At 52.7% G+C, this 19,521-nt stretch carries 18 protein-coding genes; 6 read left to right on the top strand and 12 right to left on the bottom strand.

Features of this window, described 5'->3' with window-relative positions:
- On the top strand, positions 1 to 240 hold a 240-nt coding region (locus tag EKM83_RS11365), incomplete at its 5' end, for a transposase (RefSeq protein ID WP_164505654.1).
- Here EKM83_RS11365 and EKM83_RS11360 read toward each other — a convergent pair.
- The 3 genes from EKM83_RS11360 to EKM83_RS11350 are packed head-to-tail and all read right to left on the bottom strand — an operon-like array spanning position 206 to position 2,638.
- On the bottom strand, positions 206 to 1,180 hold the full coding sequence (locus tag EKM83_RS11360; RefSeq protein WP_125577532.1) for an RluA family pseudouridine synthase: 975 nt from the start codon (positions 1,178 to 1,180) through the stop codon (positions 206 to 208). The two genes, EKM83_RS11365 and EKM83_RS11360, sit on opposite strands and share 35 nt — an antisense overlap.
- Positions 1,177 to 1,980, bottom strand: coding sequence for an NAD kinase (locus tag EKM83_RS11355; RefSeq protein ID WP_125577530.1), 804 nt, complete (start codon positions 1,978 to 1,980; stop codon positions 1,177 to 1,179). The genes EKM83_RS11360 and EKM83_RS11355 overlap by 4 nt, the downstream gene beginning before the upstream one ends.
- 1 nt (position 1,981) lies before the next feature.
- Complete coding sequence (locus EKM83_RS11350; protein WP_125577528.1) at positions 1,982 to 2,638, bottom strand: GTP pyrophosphokinase; 657 nt, start codon at positions 2,636 to 2,638, stop codon at positions 1,982 to 1,984.
- Positions 2,639 to 2,963: 325 nt separating this feature from the next.
- Here EKM83_RS11350 and EKM83_RS11345 point away from each other — a divergent pair, with 325 nt between their 5' ends.
- Both EKM83_RS11345 and EKM83_RS11340 read left to right on the top strand, forming a co-directional pair.
- The gene (locus EKM83_RS11345) at positions 2,964 to 3,614 is read left to right on the top strand and encodes a DsbA family protein (RefSeq protein WP_125577526.1); all 651 of its coding nucleotides are present in this window, start codon (positions 2,964 to 2,966) and stop codon (positions 3,612 to 3,614) included.
- A gap of 225 nt (positions 3,615 to 3,839) precedes the next feature.
- Positions 3,840 to 4,700 (top strand): DegV family protein, encoded by an 861-nt coding sequence (locus EKM83_RS11340; RefSeq protein WP_125577524.1) that lies wholly within the window; start codon positions 3,840 to 3,842, stop codon positions 4,698 to 4,700.
- Between the two features lie 134 nt (positions 4,701 to 4,834).
- Here the strand turns inward: EKM83_RS11340 and pepF are convergent, their stop codons facing one another.
- From pepF to EKM83_RS11310, 6 genes are all read right to left on the bottom strand, one after another.
- Positions 4,835 to 6,652 carry an oligoendopeptidase F gene (pepF, locus tag EKM83_RS11335; RefSeq protein ID WP_164505664.1) on the bottom strand — a complete coding sequence of 606 codons (1,818 nt, stop codon included), beginning with the start codon at positions 6,650 to 6,652 and terminating at the stop codon, positions 4,835 to 4,837.
- A 56-nt stretch (positions 6,653 to 6,708) separates the two neighbouring features.
- Positions 6,709 to 7,803, bottom strand: a complete 1,095-nt coding sequence (locus EKM83_RS11330) for a competence protein CoiA (protein WP_125577520.1) — start codon at positions 7,801 to 7,803, stop codon at positions 6,709 to 6,711.
- A gap of 793 nt (positions 7,804 to 8,596) precedes the next feature.
- Positions 8,597 to 9,244: a tRNA (guanosine(46)-N7)-methyltransferase TrmB gene (gene trmB / locus EKM83_RS11325; protein WP_125577518.1), complete on the bottom strand. Its 648-nt coding sequence runs from the start codon at positions 9,242 to 9,244 to the stop codon at positions 8,597 to 8,599.
- Between the two features lie 66 nt (positions 9,245 to 9,310).
- Positions 9,311 to 10,102, bottom strand: a complete 792-nt coding sequence (locus EKM83_RS11320) for a phosphotransferase family protein (RefSeq protein WP_125577516.1) — start codon at positions 10,100 to 10,102, stop codon at positions 9,311 to 9,313.
- A gap of 68 nt (positions 10,103 to 10,170) precedes the next feature.
- The gene (locus tag EKM83_RS11315) at positions 10,171 to 11,391 is read right to left on the bottom strand and encodes an ABC transporter permease (protein WP_125577514.1); all 1,221 of its coding nucleotides are present in this window, start codon (positions 11,389 to 11,391) and stop codon (positions 10,171 to 10,173) included.
- Entirely contained in the window at positions 11,388 to 12,122 is a 735-nt protein-coding gene (locus tag EKM83_RS11310; RefSeq protein WP_125577512.1) for an ABC transporter ATP-binding protein, read from the bottom strand. The genes EKM83_RS11315 and EKM83_RS11310 overlap by 4 nt, the downstream gene beginning before the upstream one ends.
- 373 nt (positions 12,123 to 12,495) lie before the next feature.
- Between EKM83_RS11310 and EKM83_RS11305 the strand changes: the two genes are divergently transcribed.
- From EKM83_RS11305 to EKM83_RS11295, 3 genes are all read left to right on the top strand, one after another.
- The gene (locus EKM83_RS11305) at positions 12,496 to 12,954 is read left to right on the top strand and encodes an HIT family protein (RefSeq protein WP_125577510.1); all 459 of its coding nucleotides are present in this window, start codon (positions 12,496 to 12,498) and stop codon (positions 12,952 to 12,954) included.
- 2 nt (positions 12,955 to 12,956) lie between these two features.
- Positions 12,957 to 13,277, top strand: a complete 321-nt coding sequence (locus EKM83_RS11300) for a hypothetical protein (RefSeq protein WP_125577508.1) — start codon at positions 12,957 to 12,959, stop codon at positions 13,275 to 13,277.
- A gap of 112 nt (positions 13,278 to 13,389) precedes the next feature.
- Positions 13,390 to 14,307: a peptidylprolyl isomerase PrsA gene (locus tag EKM83_RS11295; protein ID WP_125577506.1), complete on the top strand. Its 918-nt coding sequence runs from the start codon at positions 13,390 to 13,392 to the stop codon at positions 14,305 to 14,307.
- 167 nt (positions 14,308 to 14,474) lie between these two features.
- Here EKM83_RS11295 and EKM83_RS11290 read toward each other — a convergent pair whose 3' ends face one another.
- From EKM83_RS11290 to EKM83_RS11280, 3 genes are read right to left on the bottom strand one after another with little or no spacing between them, the layout of a single operon-like run.
- A complete protein-coding gene (locus EKM83_RS11290; protein ID WP_125577504.1) occupies positions 14,475 to 15,452 on the bottom strand; it encodes a 3'-5' exoribonuclease YhaM family protein in 978 nt (325 codons plus the stop codon).
- Positions 15,453 to 15,462: 10 nt separating this feature from the next.
- Positions 15,463 to 18,084, bottom strand: a complete 2,622-nt coding sequence (locus tag EKM83_RS11285; protein ID WP_125577502.1) for an ATP-binding protein — start codon at positions 18,082 to 18,084, stop codon at positions 15,463 to 15,465.
- Positions 18,074 to 19,291, bottom strand: coding sequence for a metallophosphoesterase family protein (locus tag EKM83_RS11280; RefSeq protein ID WP_125577499.1), 1,218 nt, complete (start codon positions 19,289 to 19,291; stop codon positions 18,074 to 18,076). The genes EKM83_RS11285 and EKM83_RS11280 overlap by 11 nt, the downstream gene beginning before the upstream one ends.
- Between the last annotated feature and the right edge of the window lie 230 nt (positions 19,292 to 19,521).

Raw genomic sequence — 19,521 nt, 5'->3', positions numbered from 1 at the left:
GAAGTTGAGAACGTCAGTCCTCAACTTCTAACAACCATTAAAACCTTCATTCAGAGAAAGCAACTCATTCAAAATATGACACAGTGCTCAATCTCTAATGGCCCCATTGAAGGTGTTAATCGCAAGATCAAGCAGATCAAACGAACCGCCTATGGCTATCGAAACTGGCTAAACTTCAGCTACCGAATCCAAATCGAATTCAAAATCAAGGTTCAAAAAAGAGGCCCAATTCGCAAGTGAATTGAACCTCTGGAAATATCCTCATCAACACCCGTTGACAAAGAGCCATTATCTCTCGGTCAATGACCGTCGCCATGTCTGATGGCAGTGGCGCATAACACGTCATCCACTCGTCTAGAAATGGCTGATAGAAGCGCAATCGTGCACAGTGCAAGGCTTGTCGATGAATCCAGGGGTTCGTTTGTTTGCCGTACAACCAATCTCCCAGCAACGGATGGCCGATTGCTTGGCAATGGACCCGAATCTGATGGGTCCGTCCTGTGTGTAGCTTGATGGCCAACAAGGTTGCCGATTGGGAACGACCACGGACCCACAGCTCTGTTTGGGCTTGGCGGCCGTCGTCGCGGACCATGCGTTTGATAAACGAGTCAGGCGCTCGACCAATCGGCGCATCAATCAGCTGATGATCTGTGGTGATGGCGCCCGTCGCCACCGCGATGTAACGTTTGTCCAGGACACCATCCTTCAACTGCTTATCCAAAATTGAATGGGCAAAATGATGTTTGGCAAATAAGACTGCCCCACTGGTATCGCGGTCCAAACGCGTGACGATGTGGGTCACCGTGCTGTCCGCCTGAATCGTCGTCAGATGACCCTTGACGCGATTGGCCAACGTATCATCCGGATACAGGTGTGAAGGCACCGAGGCCATACCGGCTGGCTTATTGACCACCAGAAAATGCGCATCTTCATACAGAATCTCCAAGGGCTTGAACGACGTGGCAACGTTAGGATTGGCAGGCTCCGGTGGTAGCTGTAAACCCACGACTTGCCCCGGTTGGGCCAGCGCAATCACCCGGACTTCTTGGCCGTCTAGGGTGATGACACCACCGTGAAATTTCACTTGTTTTAAAAAGGTGCGGGTGACCCCGTGGGCCATCAGCACCGTTCGCACGTGCATGGGGCTGTCCCCCGTCACGCGCCAGTTAAAGTGCGTCATGCTTGTTCACGACCGATAAAGGAGGCCTCGACCCGCTGCCAGAAGTGGGTGTGGCGGTATTCCGCAAAGGCGATCCGTTGCCGGGCAATCCGGTAAGAGATCGCCTTAATGGGCCGGCCTTCGATGCCTAGCTGATCACACATCAACACATTATCTGTCGGGTCAGCGGGTTCGATGCGAATCCACTCGTCGGCCGGGATGATCAGGGGCGAGCCCAAGGTCCGAAAGACCAGGTTGTTGATCGAGGCAATCTCGGCCATTTGGACCGCGTTGAACCGAGGATTCAAGACAGCGCCGCCCACGGACTTGTTGTAAGCCGTTGAGCCGGTCGGTGTTGAAATACACAGGCCATCCCCCCGAAAACTTTCGAAGAGCTCTCCCTTGATATAGACGTCGGCCACCATGGTCCCCGAAACTTTCTTAATAGTGGACTCATTCAAGGCCAACGCCTGATCTGGGTGCGTCCCGTCCGCGTAGTCGACCTGAATCGACAACAGCGGGTAGCTGACGCTTTGACCATTATCCTCTGCCAGACTAGCCACGAGTTCTTGGACCTCAAAGTCGCGCCAATCGGTGTAAAAGCCCAAGTGTCCCGTATGAATCCCGACAAAGCGGACCTTATCTAACCGGTCATTGTAGTGGTGAAAGGCCGACAGCAGCGTCCCGTCGCCCCCCACCGTGACGACCACATCTGGGTTTAAACTATCCAGCGTCACGCCGGCAGTCACCAGGCCCCGATGAAGCGCCGTCGCTACCTTCTGTGAGGCTGGCCCGTTATTACTAAAAATGGCAACCTTCATGTTATTCTTCCTTATTTTGATGAGGCGTCGCGTGCGTATCACCGTCGCTCTTTGGTGAGTACTGCTGGGCCTCTTGAATTTCTTCACGAATCTCGGACATTTCCGTGTCCAATTTAAAAGCCGCCTCTGCCGCCCGCTGGAGCCGATCACTCAGCGCTTCGGGAAAGGCGCCCTGATATTTGTAATTTAATGAATGCTCGATGGTGGCCCAGAAGTTCATGGCCAACGTCCGCACCTGAATCTCCGCTAAGATTTTCTTCTCACCGGAGACCAGTTGAACCGGATACTCCACGACAATGTGATAGGACCGATAACCACTCGGCTTCTCATTGTGAATGTAATCCCGCTCTTCTAAAATCGTCAGGTCAGTGCGTTGCCGCAGCAAATCGACGACTTGGTAAATGTCTTCAACAAACTGACACATGATCCGCAGACCAGCAATATCTTGCATATCTTGCTCCAGCCGGTCTTCGGCGACGTGGCGCCGGGTCATCTTTTCCTTGATGCTGGGCACCGGCTTGACTCGCCCAGTGACGAATTCAATAGGTGGACGTTCATTTTGATTTTCAAATTGCTTTCTGATGCCGCGTAGCTTCACCTTTAGCTCACTGACGGCTTGCTGATAGGGCAATAAAAATTGATCCCAGTTCGTTACCATAATGACTATCCCCCAACCTTGATTACAGTGCTCATCTTTCGATTTTACCATATTTCTGCGGTAACTGAGAGTAATTACCTCATTAACTTGTTAATTCTTTCACTAGTAGTCTGTTGGGTTCGCCCCCGAACTTTTATGAGGCGTTTAGCTTTACCTCAGCGGAAAAATGTTGCATGATAGGGGTGCATTTTAAATGTACGGTCTTCACCTCAAACAAACGTTCCAATTGCTATTTTTTGAAAATTTGGTAATGTAGTGGTATTGTTACTTTTTGTTCGGCGACCCTTGCTGATTGCCAACTAAGACAGATATAGGAGGAAGCAATGTGTTAGAAGTCTATTTGTTCGTCAACCCACTCGGCGCGCGCTGTATGCGCTCTGAGCAAAATATCATGCGGTTGGCCGATCATCTGAATAGCAAGGTGTCATTTCAATTTGTGCCGTTGCTGAACCAACAAATCATCGCGCAATCCCTCGCGCCCCGGCCAACTTTGGCTGAGCGTAATGCGCGATTCAACGTCACCTACCAGGCCATCTTGGCTTATAAGGCGGCCTTGTTCCAAGGGAAGCGTAAAGGGCGGAAATTTCTGCTCAACATGCAGGACGCCGTTGTCAGCCAGCACCAGAGTTTCTCAGAAAAATTGACGTTAGAAATGGCGAAAAAATGCCATCTGGACCTCGACATGTTCACGGAAGACTGCCAATCAGATTTGGCGAAACAGGCCTTCCAGACGGATCAAAAATTAGCCGCGGAAATGAAGATCGAACAATCTTCTTCTGCCGTTATCTTTAACTGTGACGTTTCCGATTGCGGGTTGCTTTTAAACGATGTGACCTATGAATCCCTCTGTGACGTCTGTGAAAGCCAGGGTGTGGCCACGAAAGAAATGTTAATGGCTGAACCTAATTACCAAACTAATGAACAGGCGACTTCATTAATGCTGGCGAACAATCAGTCTAATCTTCACGTATTATAAGCCCTGCTGAATCGTTTTACGTTACGTTAATTCAGTCACCAAATTACCTACGACAGTTTGCGTTGTAAAATCTGATTGATTTTGCAGCGCTTTTTTTTGCGGCCACCTTTTGGTCCCCCAAAGTTTCGACCATCATTCCCTGAAATATCAGGACCTTCACTACCAGAATCACGACCAATATGGTATGATGAACCCAACTATTTTTGTTGACTGAAGGGAAAATTTATGCGAACAGCTATTGTTACGGACACCGCCTCTTATCTCACCCCTGAACAGATCAAGCAATTTCACATCGTGGTTCTGCCCATCACCGTGATTTTGGGCGACCAGCAGTATGCTGAGTCCAAATTAAGCCTCAAAACATTTTATGATTACCTCAAGACCGACCAGGAATTACCGACAACGGCCCAAGTGTCTTTAGGACAAATCGAGGAAGCTTACGACCGTCTGGCCAGCGAAGGCTATGACGAAATCATCTCGATTCACCTGTCTAGTGGGATCACGTCGTTCATGAGCAATCTCAAGATGTTCTGCCGCACCTACACCAAGGCCAAGATCTATCCAGTGGATTCCTTAGTTGCCAGTGCCGGGGAAGCTAACCTGTGCTTACTGGCGGGCCAACTGGTCGCTAACGGCAACTCGGCCGCCGACATCGTTCCGCAGCTGGAAGACCTACGTGATACCATGGAAGTCTACTTTGCCGTCGATAACCTGAGTCACCTGGCGCGGACTGGCCGGTTGAGCAACCGCTCGGCCATCATTGGCAACCTGCTGAACATTAAGCCCCTCCTCACCTTTAACGACGAGGGCAAGATTATCGCTATCGGCAAGGAACGCACCATGAAGAAGGCCTTCCACTACATGACCGCCAAGCTCCAAGCCGCGTTGGCTAAGGTCGACTACCCGCTGTTGGTCACCGTCATCAACGCCAACAACGCTGAATTAGCCGATGACTGGGCCGCCGACCTGACGGAACAGTTCCCCGAAGTTCGTGTGGTCCAAAGCCAACTGGGGCCGGCCATCAGCGTCCACACTGGTGAAAAAACCATGGGCGTGTTGTGGCAACGTGATTGGCAATCTTACTGACAATAACTAAAAACCAAAAAGATTGATCATCGACTTTAACCATCGGTGACCAATCTTTTTTTGTAAAAATTTCTTAAGTTCACGGCCTAGCCGGTCACAAATCTCCCGGTCATTTCGTTAGTATTTAGTGAAGCCTATTTTTTCAGCTCATGGGCCAACTGGCTGAATTCAGCCAAGCGGTCGTCAAACGTCTGGAATGCCGTCTGCAGGTAATCCGGTTGTGTCATGTCCACGCCCGCGCGTTTCATAACTTCCAGTGGCAGTGCTGAGCTTCCCGACTTCAGATAGTTCAGGTAAGCATCGCGCTTGGCTGGGTCACCACTTAAGATGCGTTGCGATAACGTGGTGGCTGCCGCAAAGCCCGTGGCGTACTGATAGACGTAGTAGTTGTAGTAGAAATGCGGAATCCGGGTCCATTCATCCGCAATTTGGGGATCTGAGATGACCCCATCCCCGTAATAGCGGTGGTTCAAGTCGCCGTAGAACTTACTCATGAAGTCCGCGGTCAACGTTTGCCCGCCCGCTGCTTGTTGGTGAATGTAGTCTTCGAACTCAGCGAATTGTGTTTGCCGGTAGACCGTTCCCTTGAAGCCGTCTAAGTAATGGTTCAACACGTAGGCGCGCACCTTGGGATCCGTTTGCGTCTTCAACAGGTAATCTGTCAATAAGTTTTCATTCGTCGTTGAGGCAATTTCTGCCACGAAAATGGAGTAATCGCCGTACTGGTACGGTTGATTGGTCCGCGTGTAGTGGCTGTGCATGCTGTGACCCATTTCGTGAACCAGCGTGAACAGGCTTTCCAGGCTGTCCTGCCAGTTGAGTAAAATGTACGGCTTGGTGTCATACATCCCACCAGAATAGGCACCAGTCCGCTTACCCTCGTTTTCGACCACGTCAATGGCGCGGCTATCAAACATCTTTTGGACGTTGGCTACGTAATCGGGACCTAAGACATTCAAGGCCTTTAACGCCTCTTGTTGGGCGTCCTCGTAAGTGTAGCGCAGGCTAGGTTCACCAGTGATCGGCGTGTACAAGTCGTACATGTGTAATTCCGGTAAACCGAGAATTTCCTTGCGGAGGTTGACGTACTGGTGCAGGGAATCCAAATGGTCATTGACCGTTTGCACCAGAGTATCGTAGACCACTGCCGGCACGTTGTTGGCACTCATCGCGGCATCGCGGGCACTGTCATAGTGACGAATCTGTGCGTTAAAATTGTGCGTTTTGACCTCGCTAGCTAGCGTGGAGGCAAAGGTGTGCCGGAACTGTTGATAAACGCTATAGAGGGCCTTAAACGCCTGTTCACGGACAGCTGGGGTCGTGGATTCCAGCAAGACGCCGTAGAGCCCTTCTGACAGTCGAACATCATTGCCCGCCTCGTCTTGAACCACGGGGAACTTCAAATCAGCATCGCTCAACACACTGTAGGTCTTGGAAGACGCCGAGAAGATATCGCTGGCGCCCGCCAAGAGCTTTTCTTCGGTCGCCGACAACGTATGCGCCCGTTGCTTGCCTAAGACATCAAAGAGATGTTGATAGGCAGCTAATTTAGGCTCAGCGTCGATCAGTTTTTGCAAGGCGTCGGCATCCAAAGCCAACACTTCGGGTTCAAACCAAGCGACCGCCGCACTGACTGTCGCCACTAAGTTCTCCGCTTGGCCCATCAAAGCCTGGGCGTCAGCGTTACCCGTATCCTGGTCATTCTTCAGGGAGGCGTACACGTACAGTCGTTCTAACTGCCGATTCAGGTCTAGGTAAGCCGTCGTGACGTGGTACAGGTCCGCGCCACTGTTGGCCAGTTGCCCTTTCAATTGGGCCACCTGGTCAGCTTGCGTCTTCACGGTCGTGAGCGCCGTTTGAAAAGCCGCGTCATCGGGATAAATCGTAGTCAGGTCCCAGGTCAAAGCCGTCGGTACGGCTGAGCGTTTTGGAATTTGTTTCAAATTTCTCATCCTCCTTTAACATTGCATAGCAATATTCTACCACTTTTGTTTAAGGAGATGGCGAATCAGCCTAACTTTTTCTCATCATTTTCTAACCATGCGGTATAATCCGCCGCCCACTGAGGTTGCGCCACCACTCGCCAACCATTGGGAAGACGCTGTAATAGCCGCGCCGCCACCAGGTCCGCTAACAACTCCCCTAGTGCGCGCTGAACCAAGTCCGCACCGTAGAAGCGCACGGCTGTCGTTGTCCCACCGACTAGCCGAAACGCTTCGTCCCCTAAGCGTTGGGCCGTTGCGCGTGAAAAACGCACGTGTTCAAATAACCAAGCCGCGACCACGATGCGCCACAACAAGAGGCCCCGGCCAAATAACGGGGGCGTCACTTGCGTAGTCACTAGACTATCCGGGAAGCCTGCCAGATGGTGGCCGGTCAAATAAACCGCGGTCTGTAGGGGCTTCAACGTGTCCGAGGAACGCCGCAAATCGCGGTCCAATTCCCAACGAAATCGCGCCAAATTAGGTTCGGGCCACCACTGACGCCGATGCGGGCCCTGGACCAAAGCGGCCAAGGAAGCCACCCAAGTTTGCTGGCACTGGTATTCCCCGGTCACTGCCTGACAAATGTGATGGTCAATGCGCACCTGTTGGCGGGTAACGTCCCAAAAGAGGAGGCACAACCCCCAGCCTTTCAACCACCCCGCAAACCGGTCGATCAAGCCCCAGCCTAGGCGCTGCTGAGCGTAACGTTTGCCTAACAGCCAAAACGGGTACGCGCCGACCGCCCGATACCCCTGTGTACGGGCCGCCACCTCTTCGCGACTGATGGGACTACACTGAAATTCTAAAGCGATTGGTCGCGGCTGATGGGCGATCCAACAATCGGCGCGCTGTTGAATCGTGGGTAAAACGTGCTCCAGCGTCACTACTCCCCAGTCCGCAAAGAAAGCAGCCAGTTGGCGTTTGCCCACCACGTGTTGGGCGGTTTCACCCTCTCCCGGAAAGGTACAGGGTGCCGCGGGCCGGTGCGCAAAATACGGTTGCACCCGCGTTCCCCGGTGCAACACGACCCGCTGCCCACACGCCGGACACAGGTAACTCCCACCCCGCTGGGCATTCTTGGCATCCACCAGCGTCGACTCAAGCTTGGCAATCAACATCGTCAGTCCCCCTTTACAGACCAACTCCGTAAAGCAGGCGAGATTATTTTAAATTGGTGACAAAATTTTTAAGTTTGTACCTAGGGTTGAAAGTAAAATTAACGCGGTAGTTCCCGAAACAACAGCATTCTACCCACTAAGATTAATGAAACCAGGTGCCTGCGTCAGCCAGAGATTCCGCCTGCTCTGGGGAACACCTCCAGCCTGAGGAGCGGTCTTCCGATTCGCTGGCTTCACCTCTGGCTGCCTCCGGCGGGTTGTGATTATCAGCAACAGTGCGTTAGAGACCAGTCGTTAAATTAACTACCATCTGGGACTAAGCCGACGGTTACTAGCACATACCTTAGTAGCCGAGAGTCCGCCAAATATGGGTTCAGCCGTTGAAAAAGAGTGTGCCAACAGGCGGTTAACTGGCGAGCATTAACGGCGCTAGGCGGATAATCCTGATTCTGGATTATTTGCTTAGCGGTGTTAAGCGGAACCAGTTGCCTGTTGGCGCACGTTTCGGCTATGAGGCCAATTTGAGACGTGACCTTCGGCTCAAAGCGAGGCCGAGACCGCTTTTCAGGCTCGGTCCGGTCCGCCCACCGCGTTCCAACCCATAGTTGGCGGGCGGTAGGCGGCCAGTCCACACCAGGATGCTATAAACGACTAATTTTTACACCATAAGTCGCGTGGTGACAATGTTTCTAGCTAACTTTCATCTCTCAACCTGTAGATTGTACGCAAAAAAGCCTGGAAGACTCTCCAGACTCGGATTTTCTTAAATTAACTAGGCGTCAAATCAGACGACTTACTTCTCCGTCGGGAAATGCGCGATAACCTGGTAAATCGGTCCCTTAGCGGAGAACTTTTGCTCGTACTCCGTTTGGATATCCTCGACACCGTCCGTCGCCGCGTGGAGGTCCAGCCACACCCCGTCGAAGACCATGCCGAAATTGTTCAAACTTCCCAAGGAATATTCGAACAAGCCCCGGTTGTCGGTCTTGAATTGCAGGGAACCCTTAGGCTGTAAGACGTCCGCGTAATGCGCCAAGAACACGGGTGACGTCAAGCGGCGTTTAGTATGCCGCTTCTTGGGCCATGGATCAGAGAAGTTCAGGTACAAGCCAGCGACTTCACCGGCCGCGAAGAACGTGTTAATGGCCTCGCCATCGGTGTGCACCAGCTGAATGTTGGTCAATTCACTGGCCACGACCTTTTTCAAAGCCGCCGCAATCACGGAAAACTGAATCTCAATCCCGATAAAGTTACGGTCCGGGTGTTGCCGCGCCATTTCGACGATGAATTGACCCTTTCCCGTCCCAATTTCAACGAACAGGGGTTGTTCGCTGGGAAAACGGCTTTGCCAGTTGCCCAGTAAGGTTTCTGGTTGTTCCACCATCTTGTCTGGATGTTCGGCCACATAGTCCTTGGCCCACGGTTTATTACGCACACGCATGGTAAAATTCCTCCTCTAATCACAACGGCGGGCGCAAGGTTCACCCCCGCTCCCGCCGACGTTGTTCTAATCAGTGACTGACTCACGCGTCAGTTTCTCTAGTAAAATTAAATGTTGATTCATAATTTGAAAACGCTGCTGGTGAAAACTTTCCACAATCACACTGAGACAGTGGACGCGGGCATACCAATTCACTCGCGCAGTCAAATCAGCCGTCGTCGTTTCACCGTAATCCTGTAACCACCGTTGCCATTCTTCTAACGGCACGTATTCGCACAGTAAGGCACCCAGGTCAAATGCGGGGTCCGCGAACGTCGCGGCATCCCAGTCGACCAAGTATAACCGTTGGCGGTCAGACAACAACCAATTCTTATGGTTCAAATCACCATGACAAACTTCATAATGCGTCTTGGGCAGTTGTGGCTGCTCGCTTTGTAACGTCGCAAACGCCGATTGAATCAGCGGATGTTGGCGTAAGTCAGCGGCTAAGGCTGGCTGCAAGCGAGTCAACAACTGGGCGGGCGTAGTAAATCGTCCGCCGACTTTTAATAACATATCATGCAGTAGATGGGAATGATGGACCCGGTGAATCAACCGGGCGACCCGTTGTTCGCGCATTTCACTCCGCTGCAACGTTCGGCCGTTTAGCCATTCCTGAGCTGTCATCACGTCACCGGTCGCTAGTCGTTTGGTCCAGACGAGCCGCGGCGTGATGCCCTCCATTGAGAGCGCTGCTAGAAATGGTGACGCGTTTTGTTTTAAGAACACTTTTTGTGACGCCTTGGTGCCCATATAGGCCGTGCCGGTATTTCCGCCTAGCGGATACAAGCTCCAGCCGTCACTAAAATCTAGTGCCATGCGTGCCACCCCTCCTCGATTTGTCAGCTATTATTAATTCTATGGGGAAAAGACGGCCACGTCAAGCCTTATTTTTTGTCCGCCCGTGCTAAGCGGTGCGGTGTATAGATTCTAGCCAGGTACCAAACTTCGATTGCCTCGACGACTAACGTAATGCCCGCCGTCATCAGCTGCGGATTGGCGATGACCACGACCACCCACATGAGCAGCGCCGTGGTGCTTAAAATCAAAGTGACCAATTTGACAAAACTCTTGAGTCGTAGTTCTGGCAAGACGGGATAGACGTGCGTGAAGACCACATCGTCGTATTGCTGGAAGAACGGTAACAGCTGAAAGCCAATCAAGTAGATGAACAGTGCCGCCAGGATGACTGGTAGCCACTCACCACGCACAAAGTACAGTAGCAACATGCCGATCACCGTCAAGCGAACCACCAGTCCGCTAAAATCAGTGCCGCGCACCATCCCCCGACTGAACAGGTACAAATACGTCTGGCTGTGGTTTAACTTGATGCCCTTAAACAGCCAATCCAGATACCGCCGACGTTTGATGGTCCCAGACACCATCGGCACTTCTGTAAACATATTGAAGAAGCGATAGATGCCCAGCATACGGTTATCCTCGATCTTGATCTGCTCACGCCACCGAATCTGCTGGCGCTGCCAGTGCTGGCGTTCCCAAACGGTTACGGCCCCATCAGCGACTAACGCTAAAATCAGCGCGACGTACGGACTCAGCCAAACGCCACTGGCCACCACGATGATGGCGAGTAACCATTTGAATTCCCACTGGTTCATGCGACGCTGTCCGGTGACTTGATAGACACTAGCCAGATCAAGGCGCAACAGGCTGTCCTTTAAGACGACCTGAGCGACCGCCAAGACCAAGACCTGCGGCAGCGTCCAGCCCAGCGCCACACTGAGAAACGGTGCCAAGATAAACAGCGCAATCAGCTGGGTACATTGCGCCAGAAACTGGCTATAGCGCCGTGCCGCCACCAGATAGGCGTGCATCGCCCGTTCGCGTGGTAACAAGAAGACCCGGTCGGCATCCTCGATCAGCGTAGCGAACCGGCCAATCTGCGCGACGATAACTAAGACCAACATCGCCACCAACGGCGCCCACCAGAGGCCGCTCTTCAATGTTTTCAAGACGTTAGAGTAGCCCCAACCCAGGCCTCCTAAGAAGAACAATAAGGCGAAGACGAAAAAGTCATTGAACACCAACCGCAAATACTTGGCCATTTCCCGGAGATGGCGCTGCAGTCGGGTCTTAAATAATCCCGTCATGCGCGGTCGACCTTCGTCATTGATAGGTAGATATCGTTCAGCGATTCCCCCGCTTCCGGAAGAGCGGCTTGCAACTCGCTGAGAGTCCCTTCAGTCTTGACTTGGCCATCATGCAACAGCACGAAGCGGTCACAGTACCGTTGGGCCGTATCCAACACGTGGGTCGACATCAAAATGCTGGCCCCCGTCTTTTTCCGTTGCTCGATCAAGTTCAATAGGTCATTGACGGCCAGCGGGTCCAGACCCAAGAATGGCTCGTCAATGATGAACAGCTTGGCGTTGGTCAAGAAGGCACAGACGATCATGACCTTTTGCTTCATCCCCTTGGAGAAGTTGGCGGGGAACCAATCCAATTTGTTCGCTAACCGGAACGTCTTTAACAACTTATGGGCCTTTTCCCAAGCGGCCTTTTGATCCAAATCATAGGCCATCATGGTCATTTCCAAATGTTCCCGCAGCGTTAACTCCTGGTAGAGCACCGGGGTTTCGGGAATGTAGGCAATCTGTTGCTTGTAGGCCTGACTATCCTGGTCGATGGTAATGCCATTGATACTGATTTTTCCTTTATGTGGTGTGAGCAGGCCAATCACGTGATTGATGGTGGTCGACTTACCGGCCCCGTTCAACCCGATCAGACCAACGAGTTCACCGTCTTTAACGTCAAAACTGATATCTTTTAAGACGGGAATTTGGGAGTACCCTCCCACGACATGGCTGACTTCTAAAGCCATTAAACATCCCTTCATTTCCTTTAAATTAACCGCTCCATTATACCATAGGTGACGGCGGGTTCGCTGTTATCTTGTGGTTGCTGGTTCAGGCGGTACCATTACCTGGGTTACTGGGGACCGTTGCGCAAAAAGTCGACGTCCCCCGAGCAAGCGGAATCTCTGACTGACGTGGGCTCCTGGATTCCCTAATTTCAGCAGACAGAATCCTGTCGTTTCAGGAATCAACGTGGTAATGCTACTTTCAAGCTTTCGTAAACTAACCTGACCACCCCAATTTCTGGTCGACGCAGGCCGCTCGTTTCGACGGTTACGGATGAACTGCCCGCCGCGGTGGTGTATAATGAATGAAATTGAACCGAAAGAAGGAGTTTTCATGGATCAAATGACCCTCGAACCACATTACGCTGACGATTGTGTTTTCTGCAAAATTTTGACTGGCGAAATTCCCAGCTACACGGTTTACGAAGACAACATCGTCAAGGCCTTTTTAGATATCTCGCAAGGGACACCCGGCCACACGTTGGTGATTCCTAAGACCCACGTCAAGGACATCTTCGCTTACGACGCCGATTTAGCCGCCGCAGTCTTTTCCCGGATTCCTAAGATTGCCCGGGCCGTGAAGGATTCTGACCCAGCTATCAAAGGCATGAACATTTTAAACAACAACGGGCAAGTGGCTTACCAATCCGTTTTCCACTCCCACATTCACCTGGTTCCCCGCTACACGGACCAGGATGACTTCAAGATGATTTTCAAGGACAATTCTGGCAACTACACGCCAGCATCCTACTCAGCCATTCAGGCTAAAATCAAGGCACAATTGGAGGGGTAATTATGGGACTTGGTCGTTTTCTCGCCGGCACTACCTTAGGGGTGGGCGTTGGTTTGGTGGCTTACCTAACACTGACCAAACAGGACCCCGTCACCTGGGGCAACCACGTCAAGCAACAGGTCACCCACACCACTCAGCAACTTACCGACGTGCGGGATGCCAAGGACAACTTGACGCAAAACGCCGCCAAACTGTCCGCTGCCGTCACTGCCGCCCAACCCGTTTTGGACGACATTCAAACGGAAGTCGATAAATTTGCGTTCAAAGCCGCGCCCCATTTGTCAGCCATTCAAGAAGTCCTTGACCGGCAAAATGCCGACTAATTTTGAACTTTTTGTAAAGCTTTGCTGACCTTTTTGGGTTTGCCACTATTTATGTTATGATAGGCAAGTATGGTGCTTGCACCAATTTTGATGAATGGATGTGTTGAGGAATATGAAGAAATGGTTTATCGCCTTTGCTGGCTTGTTACTGACCGTAACACTTGCCGGTTGTGGCAGCCAAACCGTTGCCACTACTAATGGTGGTAAGATTACCGAAAGTGCGTACTACAGCAGTTTAAAGGGTACTTCTTCTGGTAAGCAAGTCTTGCAACAAATGATTTTGAACAAGGTCTTGGAAAAGCAATACGGCAGCAATGTAAGTAAGTCCGCTGTCAACAAGCAATTCAACACCTACAAGTCACAATACGGTTCATCATTCAAGAGTGTACTTTCTCAAAGTGGGATGACGGAATCCAGCTTAAAGACTGAAATCCGTTCCAACTTACTGTTGAAGGAAGCCGTTAAGGACAACGTCACGGTTACCGACGCGCAACTCAAGAAGCAATTCAAGAGCTACGAACCTAAGGTCACTGTGGCCCACATCTTAGTTTCTAAGAAGTCCACTGCCCAAACGATCATCAGTGATCTGAAGGACACCAAGAAGAGCAACTTGACTAGCGAATTCACGAAGTTAGCTAAGAAGTACTCCACTGATACGGCTACTAAGAACAAGGGTGGTAAGTTGAGTGCCTTTGACAGCACCGACACCTCTTTGGATTCTACCTTTAAGAAGGCTGCCTTCAAGTTATCAACTGACGAATACACCGCTACGCCTGTGAAGACGCAATACGGTTACCACGTCATCTTGATGCTGAAGAACCCTGGTAAGGGAACAATCAAGGAACACAAGGCCGAATTGAAGAAGCAAATCATTGACAACGACATGAACGATAGCACCGTTCTGCACAACGTGGTTGCCAAGGTCTTGAAGAAGGGTAACGTTTCTATCAAGGATAACGACTTGAAGAACATCCTTTCTGACTACTTGTCAACGAGCTCAAGTTCTAAGAGTTCATCTTCATCCAAGTAATCAACTTAGGCTTAACTAAAAAGCACCTCGTAATTGTTAGACCAAAAAGTCTAACGATTGTGAGGTGTTTTTTTCATGGTTAAATATCGCCCTACTTTAAAGCCATCCTGACCGTTATCCATGCGATAACCAACGGCCGGGATGGCTTTTTCAATTAGCTTGTTCTGTTAATCCGCAGTTGGTGGCTGGGGTGTGGTCGTGGTTGGCCGGTAGAAGCGCCGACCGTCCAAGGCAAAGACCCGTTCGGAGAATTCCCCCGGCGTGGTGTGTTCGACGACCGTGTCCAGCATCATGATGGACGCATCCAATTCGTCCAACTGATGTAAGACATCAGCCTCACGCAAAGCTGGTCGGACAGGTGACCCGTATTCCAGCAGCCCGTGGTGACTCAAAATCATGTGCCGCAGTAACAACACGTCTTCGGCTTGAGGGTCTAATTTCAACGCATCACAAGCCCGCACCAGTTCGCCGTCGATCAAGACAATGTGGCCAATCAAATTGCCGGCCAACGTGTAGACTGTGGACTTGGGCCCGGACAATTCAATCGTCTTGCCCAAGTCATGTAAGATGGCCCCCGCAAACAGAAGCGGTGCGTTGAGGTCCGGATATTGCTTGACCACCGAATGGGCTAATTTCAAAATCGAAATCGTGTGGTACGCCAGCCCACCCTGAAAGGCGTGGTGGTTACTTTTGGCCGCGGGATAGGTGTAGAACTTGTCCGCGTATTCTTGAAGTAGTTTGCGGACCAACCGGTTCCAGGTCGGTTGGGTGATTTCAAAAACCGTTTGGGTGATGTACTCTTCCATCGCCGCCCGCGACATGGGGGCTTGTTCGATGAAGCTATTGGGATCATTGGGCTCGCCGGGATGGGTCAGGCGCAGGTGGAAAATTTTAATTTGGGGATGGGTCTGGTAGTTTTCCCGCTTCCCCTGCAAATGAACGACACGTCCCGCCACGTAGTTTTCAATGTCATCCGGCGAAGCGTCCCAGTACTTCCCTGAGATTTCGCCCGATTGATCCTCAAAGACCAACGCGATGTATTGTTTGCCGTTCTTGGCCGTGCGGACGTCCGCTGACTTCAATAAGACGAAAAGGTCGACCGCCTCATCGACACCATAATCCAATAATTGTTTTGTTGCCGCCATATTAGCCCTCCTATTCATGCAATCGAATCAAATTCCCCGCCGCTAACTGTTCAACGGCTGGATCTGCTGTTAAGAAAATGACCTGTAACGTTTGACTAATTTCCGCTAACAACGCGTAAGCTGCCTGCCGTCGCTGGGCATCAAAATTAACGAAGCCGTCGTCGATTACCAGTGGCATGGTGACCTGCTGGTTCAAGACCACCGCAAAGGCGAGTTTGACGGCCAAATCGAGTTGCTCGGCCGTCCCCCGTGAAAGCTGGCTGACGTCGCGCCAATCGCCAGCGGCTCGCCGCACGCGTAACGTTGTCGCTGTCAGTTCAATTTCAGTATACCGGTTTTCCGTCAATTTGCCATAATAATTGCTGGCTTGCGCGACAATTTGCGGCAACCGGTCGCCCGAAGCCGCCGCCAAGGTTGCCGCAATCCATTGACTAGTCAGTCGTTTGACCAGCCAGTCTTGGGTCGTGGCAATCATTTGCGTTTCCAAGTTCGCTAATTTCTGCCGTAACGTGGCCTGGGTGCCGCTAGCCGTTAGATGGGCCAGTTGTCCGGCGAGCGTCGCCAGTTGGGTCGTCGTTTGATCCAGGCGCTGTTGTGTGGCCGCTTGTTGGGCCTGGGCTTGGGCCAATTGATCCGTCAACGCCGCGTGATTGGCAAACTGCTGTAGGGCAGCCAAGTTATCGCCCAGCTGTTCTGCCAGGGCTGCGCGTTGCTGTTGCCGATTGGTCCGCTCGCGCTGTGCTTGGTAGCGCTGGTAAAAGGCCGCGACGCTCCGCAGGTTACGCGTACTGAGAAAGGTGTTGAGTTGCTGGCGCGCCGTGTCTACCGCCGCTTGGTCGGCCTTGAGCCGCGCCGTCGCGGTGGCGAGGTCGCCTTCTTGATGCTGCAACGACTGCTTGAGTGTCTGTAACTGCGTCAACTGGGGCGCAATGGTGGCCAGGTCCTCCCCGGTTAGCGTGGGCAAGGCTTGGGTGACCTGAGTCAAATACGTGGTCACGGTCTGCTGGGCCTTAGCCAGGCGGCTACCGGTGTCCTCGAGTTGGCGCGTCAGCTGTTCCCATTCACCGATGGCACCTTGGGCGGCCGACCACTGATCCACAGGCAAATCGCCCAGACCATGAGCCGTCGCAATAGTATCCAATTGATTGTTCAAGTCATCGACCAATTGGCCACCTTCACGTAGCTGTGCCTGACTATCCCGGATATCGGCCGTCAACGTTTCCAATTCACGGCTGGCCGGCGTGCTGCTATCCACCAAGAAGACGCCGTAGTAGCCAATCGCCACGCCGAGTAAGGCCCCGACGAGTTTGAACCAGGTACCGGGCAGAAACATCGAGCCGACCAAGACTACCAGACCAATCGCCAGCCAGATGATCTGCTTATCGGCCAACGGATTGCGTTGTTGACGGCGACTCGGCTGTTGCTGCTGAAACCGCTCATTGAGTTGATTCAACTGTTGCTGAAGGCGCCGGCGTTTCTGATTAGCTGCGGTCAACCGTTCCTGTAGTGCCGTGACCTGTTGCGTCGTGGCTAGCGAAAATGGTCGCGGCATTTGCCCGTTGATGGCGTATTGGTGCTCCAACGCCGCTGAACGGGCCTCTAAATCCTGTTGACTGGCGGCCAGCTGTTGTTGCTCGTTTGCCGTTTGCGTCATCTCAGGTAGCTGCATCAGTAACGGGTCAACTTGGCTTGCGACCGGTAAGTAGGCCTGAAACAATGGCGGTAACTGGGCGTCTTGCTGCAAGTCCTGGAGATGTTGCTGGTCTTGGGCGAGCGTTTGGTTGCTGGCACTCACCTGACCACGCAACTGTTCCAGGCGCGTCGCATCATCGGCGGTGAACCCGCTGACTGCGGCCTGCTCGTCGGACCCCAGGCGTTGCCATTCGGTATAAGTCGCCCACAGTGCCGCCTGTTGGGTGACCTGTTCCGTAACGGCGCGCTGGTGCGTCAAGGTCTGTTGCGTCGCCGTTTGGGTGTTGCGTAGCGTCTGTTGCTGCTGGAGCAATTGCCAGTAGGTCTCGTAAGCCGCGTCGGCCTTGGCCAACTTGGCCGTGAGCTCCCGGTGGTCGCGCAGCTGTTGATTCAACAGTGGATTACGCCCCTGCGGTTTGTATTGGGTCTCAGCAGCTTGTTCCAGGTGCTGGGCCTGCTGGAGCCAAAAGTCACTGCCCACCGCCCCCACGTGGCGTAACCGGTCGATCAGTTCCTGCTTGGAGGCGGCAAAAACGGTCCCAAGCCGCGGTTCATTGATGGCGTACACGCTGGTAAAAAGTTGCGCATCCACCGGTGCCAACAAGCGTTTTAAATTGGCGGCCGGTAGTGCCAGGTCATGCGTGGTATCGTGGAGCGTGACCTTACCGCCATGCGGGCCATCGGTGCGGCTGACCAGATAGTCGACCCCGGCTTGGGTAAACGCAATTTCCCCGCCGAACCGACTGCCATCCAGCGGCTCATACCGGAGCGCCGGGTGCTTCTTGGTCGGAAACCCAAAGAAAATGGCCGTGATAAATTGGGTCAAGGTCGATTTGCCCGCCTCGTTGGCCCCCAACAAGTAGTTGAGCCCCGCAGTGAGGTCAAACGTGCGATCATGAAAATGGCCAAAGCCATAGATCGTTAAACGGTTAAGATGCATCGTGGTCCTCCTCTCCCATGAGTTCGGCTAAAATCTGTTCCGCCTGTTGCTGTAATGTTGTCGAGACTGTTTTTTGACCGAACCAATCGGCGAGGACCGGTTCCTGGGCCAATTTGCCAAAGGTCGCTTGCAGATTTTCTGAGGTAAAGACCGTCTGCGCCCCCTGGTCCCAATATTGCTGGTCCAATTGTGGCGCGGCTAACGGCTGAGACGCGACCGCCGGCGTGAGCGCCACCAAGTAGCGTTGGGCGGCCTTCAACTGGCGCGCGTGCGTCCGCAAATATAGCTGGAGCCAATCGCCCTGCCGCAAGCTAGCTAAATCACTGGCAGTCAACGCTAAATGCGTCACCGTCAGCGCCGTCAAGGTTGGCCGTGGCGCCGGGTGGGCCGTTAACCAGGTCGTCAGCTGTGTGCCCAGCGCGGTCAGGTCGGTTACCCCTGACGCATCCAACGTGGCCGTCGCCCAATCGACCGCCGCCGTTTCAAAGAATTGCGGGTGCAACTGCCCGTGATCGCTGGTGACCAGGTAAGCGCCCTTTTCGCCAGTCTCGTTGATGGCACGGCCCTGCGTGTTACCCGCGTACAGGATTGGCGGCTCTTGGTTGAGCAGTTGCCGGTGGTGGATGTGGCCTAACGCCCAGTAGTCATAGCGTTTGCCCAACAGGTCCGCCACGGTAAATGGGGCGTAATGGTCCGCACTTCCCGTCGCCACAGCACCGTGGAGCATGCCAATGTGCCAGTCCGTGGCCGCATGAGCCGGAAAATCAGGCAACGGATCGCTCGTCACCCACCGTTGCGGGTAACTGAACCCGCTGATGGCCACGGTTTCCCCGTCGCGTAACGTCAGCGTCTTGGTCGTCACCGTGCTCCCCAATACCGTCACGTTGGCGGGGTAAGCGACCGTTTGGTGTTGGTCGGCTAGATAATCATGATTGCCGAAGCTCACGATCACGGGAATCTGTGCCTGATTGAGACGGTCGAACTGCTGAAACAAATACGCCTGCGCCGCCACGCTTTGCTCTGCCCGGTCAAAGAGGTCTCCGGCCAACAGCACAAAGTCCACCTGCTGGGCCAGTGCTTGGTCAAAGATCTTGGTCGCCGCCGTAAACGTCGACTGCCGCACATCAGCCAGCAGACTGTTCGGTAAGCCCGTCAGGCCCAGAAAAGGACTATCCAAATGCAAATCAGCCGCGTGAATAAATTTCATGATAATCCCCCTCAAATTTTTTAAACTAAAGATTGAAAGCAGCATTAACGCGGTAATTCCCGAAATGACAGTATCCTGTTCACTAAAATTAGTCAAACCAGGAGCCTGCGTCAGCCAAATATGGGTTCAGCCGTGGGAATTGTTTTAGCGGCGCGGTTCATGCCGCTTAGACAACTGGTGTCTTTGAGACGTGTTATTCGGCTCAAAGCGAGGCCGAGACCGCTTTTCAG

The organism is Levilactobacillus angrenensis (assembly GCF_003946085.1).
Classification (GTDB): Bacteria; Bacillota; Bacilli; order Lactobacillales; family Lactobacillaceae; genus Levilactobacillus; species Levilactobacillus angrenensis.
The sequence above is the reverse complement of the archived record's forward strand: the minus strand, read 5'-3'. Positions and strand labels throughout refer to the sequence as shown.